The following is a 4,825-nucleotide window of genomic DNA, read 5'->3' as shown; positions in this document are numbered from 1 at the left end:
TTCGCCGCCAACGACGGCGTGAACGGGACCGAGCTGTGGCGCTCGGACGGCACCGAAGCAGGTACCTTCGTGCTGCACGACATCGCCCCCGGGCAGCTGAGCTCGAACCCCGAGTCCTTCACCTTCTTCGGGGACTTCATCGTCTTCGGCGCGAACGATGGACGGCACGGGCGCGAGCCGTGGCTCATGCCCCGGGCCCTGCTCACCAACAGCAGCCCTCCCCAAATCACCTGCCCGGCGAACCAGGTCGTCGAGGCCCAGCAGCCCCTGGGCGCGCTGGCCCACCTGCCGGAGGCGCAGGCCGAGGATGACACCGAGTTCGCCCTCTCCTACAGCCATGGGCCGAGTGGGTTCTTCCCCTTCGGCACGACCGTGGTGACCGCGACCGCGCGCGACGCGGCCGGCCTGGTCGCCACGTGCGACTTCACCGTGACGGTGCGGGACAACCTGCCGCCGGAGCCCGTGTGCCCCGAAGATGCCACGGTGGAGGCGACGAGCCTGGACGGCGCGGTGGTCACCTTCTCCGACCCCATCGCCTCCGACATCGTCACCCGCGAGCCGACCGTCACCGTGGACCATGAGTCCGGCGGACTCTTCGCGCAGGGCGCCACGAAGGTGACGGTGACGGCCACCGACGCCGCGGGCAACAGCAACCAGTGTTCCTTCACCGTCCTCGTGCGCGACACGACGGCTTCGGTGGTGACGTGCCCGGCGAACCAGATCGTCGAGGCCGTGAACGCGAATGGAGCCACCGCCACCTGGCCGGCCGCCACGGCCTCGGACGTGGCCTCCTTGCCGAGCATCTCCTACGACCGCGTGGCCGGGAGCGGCTTCCCGCTCGGGAGCACGACCGTCACGGCGACGGCCACGGATGGGGCCAAGAACCGCTCGAGCTGCACCTTCCAGGTCATCGTCCGCGACACCACGGCGCCCACGCTCAAGTGCCCGGCCACCCTCCAACTCGAGGCCACGGGGCCCTCGGGCTCGCCGGTGGACTTCACCGTGGCCAACGCCGTGGACACCGTCTCCAACGCCACCGTCCAGCTCAGCCACGCCTCGGGCACCACCTTCCCGGTGGGAGAGACCTCCGTGCGGGTGCGGGCCCAGGACGCCGCGGGCAACACTTCCGAGTGCAGCTTCTCCGTCGCGGTGCGCGACACCCTGCCCCCGCTGCTCACCTGCCCGCAGGACGTGAGCATCACGCCCGGCGCGAAGGGGGCCGTGGCGGTGCAGCTGCCCCAGGCCTCCGTCACGGACCGGGTGACGACCTCGCCGGACCTCACCATGTCCCCGGCGAGCGGCAGCCTCTTCCAGCCGGGTGACACGGCGGTGGAGGTGACGGCGAAGGACGCCTCCGGCAACACGGCCCAGTGCTCGTTCAACGTCCACGTCGAAAAAGTCGCCGGTGGCTGTTCCTCCGCGCCGGGTCCCACCCACACCCTGGTATGGGTGGGCCTGCTGTTGCTCGTGGCCGTTTCCGCCCGCCGCCGGTCTCCCTCCTCTCGTGGTCTGTAAAGGACCCTCATGAGCACGTCCTCCTCACCCACCGAGCCGCACTTCCGCACCTGCAACCTCTGTGAGGCCATGTGCGGCCTCCGGATCGAGACCGCCGGCGGCCGCGTCACCTCCATCCGGGGGGACGAGGAGGATCCGTTCAGCAAGGGCCACATCTGCCCCAAGGCCGTGGCGCTCCAGGATCTGCATGAGGACCCGGACCGGCTGCGCCAACCCGTCCGGCGCACCGCCACCGGCTGGGAGCCCATCTCGTGGGACGAGGCCCTGGACGAGGTCGCGCGGCGGCTCCACGCCCTCCAGCGGGAGCACGGCAAGGAGGCGCTCGGCGTGTACGTGGGCAACCCCACCGTCCACGACCACGGCGCGCTGATGTTCCTGCCGCTGCTCCTGCGGACGCTGCGCACGCGCAACAAGTTCTCCGCGTCGTCGGTGGACCAGCTCCCCCACCAGCTCGCCGCCTATCTGATGTTCGGGCACCAGTTCCTCATCCCCATCCCGGACATCGATCACACGCGCTTCATGCTCATCCTCGGGGCCAACCCGCTCGCCTCCAACGGCAGCCTGATGAGCGCGCCGGGCGTGCGAGACCGGCTCAAGGCCATCCAGAAGCGCGGTGGCAAGGTGGTGGTGGTGGACCCGCGCAAGACGGAGACCGCCCGCGTCGCGGACGAGCACGTCTTCATCCGCCCCGGCACCGATGCGCTGTGGCTCTTCTCGCTCCTGAATGTCCTGCTGCAGGAGGCGGGCCCGAAGCTCGGGCGACTCGCGGAGTTCGCCGAGGGCCTGGCCACCGTCCAGGAACTGGCGCGCGACTTCACCCCCGAGCGGGCCGCGCCCCACACCGGCGTGCCGGCGGACACCACCCGGCGGATCGCCCGGGAGCTGGCCGCCGCGGAGGCCGCCGTCTGCTACGGCCGCGTGGGCGTCTCCACGCACTTCTTCGGCGCGATGTGCCAGTGGCTCATCAACGTCATCAACGTGGTGACGGGCAACCTCGACCGCGAGGGCGGGGCCCTGTTCACGCGGCCGGCCTTCGACCTCGTGGGCGGGCCTCGCGCGCTGGGCATGAGCCCCGGCAGCTACGGACGCTGGAGGAGCCGGGTGCGCGGGCTGCCCGAGTTCGCCGGCGAGCTGCCGGTGGCCGCGCTCGGCGAGGAGATCCTCACCGAGGGCCCCGGACGCATCCGCGCGATGCTCACCTCCGCGGGCAACCCGGTGGTGTCCACCCCCAACGGGCGTCAGCTCGACAAGGCCTTCGCGTCCCTCGACTTCATGGTGTGCATCGACCCGTACATCAACGAGACGACGCGGCACGCGCACATCATCCTCCCCCCCAGCACCCAGCTCGAGCGGAGCCACTACGACCTCGCCTTCCACGTGCTCGCGGTGCGCAACACGGCGAAGTACTCGCCACCGCTCTTCGAGCCGGGCCCGGACTCGCGCCACGACTGGGAGATCTTCCTGGAGCTGAAGCACCGCCTGGAGGTGCTGCGCGGAGAGCCCCGCGTGAAGGGAGGGTTGACCTACCGCGCGCTCAAGGCGCTCGGCCCCGACGGCCTGCTGGACCTGGGGCTGCGCGCCGGTCCGTACGGCCTGCGGCTCCGCCCGTTCCGCAAGGGGCTGAACCTCGCGAGCCTCCGGGCCCAGCCGCATGGCGTGGACCTGGGCCCGTTGAAGCCGAGCCTCCCCAAGCGGCTGGCCACGAAGGACCGCCGCATCCACCTGACGCCCGACCTGCTGGTGGCGGACGTCCAGCGGCTGCGCCAGGCCTTCCCGGAGGGCGCGGGGGCCACCGACGAGGGGACGCTGCTGCTCATCGGCCGGCGCCACCTGCGGGACAACAACTCGTGGCTGCACAACGTGCCCCGGCTCGTCAGCGGCAAGCCGCGCTGCACGCTGATGGTCCACCCCGAGGACGCCCTGCGGCTGGGGCTGGTCGAGGGGGGCGAGGCCGTCATCACCTCACGCGTCGGCGAGGTGCGGGCGCCCGTGAGCGTGACGGACGAGGTGATGCCCGGCGTGGTGAGCCTGCCTCACGGCTATGGGCACGGGCGCGAGGGCGTCCGGCTGCGAGTGGCCGGAGAGCATGCGGGCGTGAGCATCAACGACCTCACGGATGACCGCGTCCTGGATGCGGTCAGTGGCAACGCCGCGTTCAATGGAGTCCAGGTGCGCGTCCAGCCCGCCCAGATGATTCGTATCGAGACGGAACAGCAACGAAACCAGTCCGTGACTGGATGAGACTACAGCGATGATCACCCTCTATCAGACCCCCGTGGCCTGGGGCACTCCCAACCTCAGCCCGTTCTGCGTCAAGTTGGAGTCGTATCTGCGGATGATCGGCCTGCCCTACGAGGTGAAGCCGGCGGATCTCCGCAAGGCCCCCAAGGGCAAGGTGCCCTACATCGAGATCGAGGGGCAGCTCATGGGCGACTCGGGCTTCATCATCGAGCACCTCAAGCAGAGATATGGGGACACGCTCGATGGGAAGCTGACCCCGGAGCAGGTGGCGATCGGCCACACGGTCCGGCGCATGCTGGAGGAGTCCACCTACTGGAACATCGTCTACATGCGCTGGGTGGATGAGCCGGGCTGGAGGGCGTACGTGCCGGTGCTGGAGACGATGCTGCCGGTGGTGGTGAGCAACGTCATGATGCCGGTGCTCCGCCGGAGGATGCTCAAGGTCCTCCACAACCAGGGCATGGGCCGCCACAGCTTCGACGAGGTCCAGCACCTGGGCAAGCAGGACATCTCCGCGCTGGCCACGCTGCTGGGCAACAAGCCCTTCCTCCTCGGCGAGACCCCCACCTCCTACGACGCGACGGTCTACGCGTTCCTCGTGGGCCTCATCGCCTTCCCGGTGGACTCGGAGCTCAAGCAGTACACCCTCTCCCAGGGCACCCTGGTGGAGTACTGCGCCCGCTTCAAGAGGCGCTTCTTCGCCAACTGGAAGCCTTCCGGCAGCAAGGCCGCCTAGTCCTCCGCCCCCGAGCCACCACGATGAGCCTGGAGATGCCCGAGGAGCCGGCCGCGAGGGTCCGCGAGGTCGTCGCCTACTACGACGCCCTGGCGCCGACGTACGACGCGGATCGGTTCGGCAACTCGTACGGCGCCTACCTGGACGGGCTGGAGCGGCGGGTGCTGCGCGCGTGGCTCCAGGGCCCGCGGGTGCTCGACCTCGCCTGCGGAACGGGCCGCTTCCTGGAGCTCGCGAGCGAGGGGCTCGACTTGAGCGAGAAGATGCTCGAGCGCGCCCGGGAGCGCTGGCCGGGCAAGCGCCTCCACCACGCGCCCGCCTGGAGCATCCCCG

At 70.3% G+C, this 4,825-nt stretch carries 3 protein-coding genes and 1 pseudogene; all 4 read left to right on the top strand.

Translation table 11 applies throughout. The annotated features are described in order from the left end of the window. Positions 1 to 1,515 (top strand): HYR domain-containing protein (locus tag VF697_RS37525; protein WP_331102768.1); only part of this gene is annotated, 1,515 nt, incomplete at its 5' end. 9 nt (positions 1,516 to 1,524) lie between these two features. Continuing rightward, positions 1,525 to 3,756, top strand: coding sequence for a molybdopterin oxidoreductase family protein (locus tag VF697_RS37520; protein WP_331102767.1), 2,232 nt, complete (start codon positions 1,525 to 1,527; stop codon positions 3,754 to 3,756). 10 nt (positions 3,757 to 3,766) lie between these two features. Further along, positions 3,767 to 4,492 carry a glutathione S-transferase family protein gene (locus VF697_RS37515; protein WP_331102765.1) on the top strand — a complete coding sequence of 242 codons (726 nt, stop codon included), beginning with the start codon at positions 3,767 to 3,769 and terminating at the stop codon, positions 4,490 to 4,492. 23 nt (positions 4,493 to 4,515) lie between these two features. Next, a pseudogene (locus VF697_RS37510) lies at positions 4,516 to 4,825 on the top strand (hypothetical protein); the annotation flags it as partial.

This window comes from Archangium sp. (genome assembly GCF_036388035.1).
Taxonomy (GTDB): domain Bacteria; phylum Myxococcota; class Myxococcia; order Myxococcales; family Myxococcaceae; genus Archangium.
This window is presented reverse-complemented; position numbering and strand designations above follow the sequence as displayed.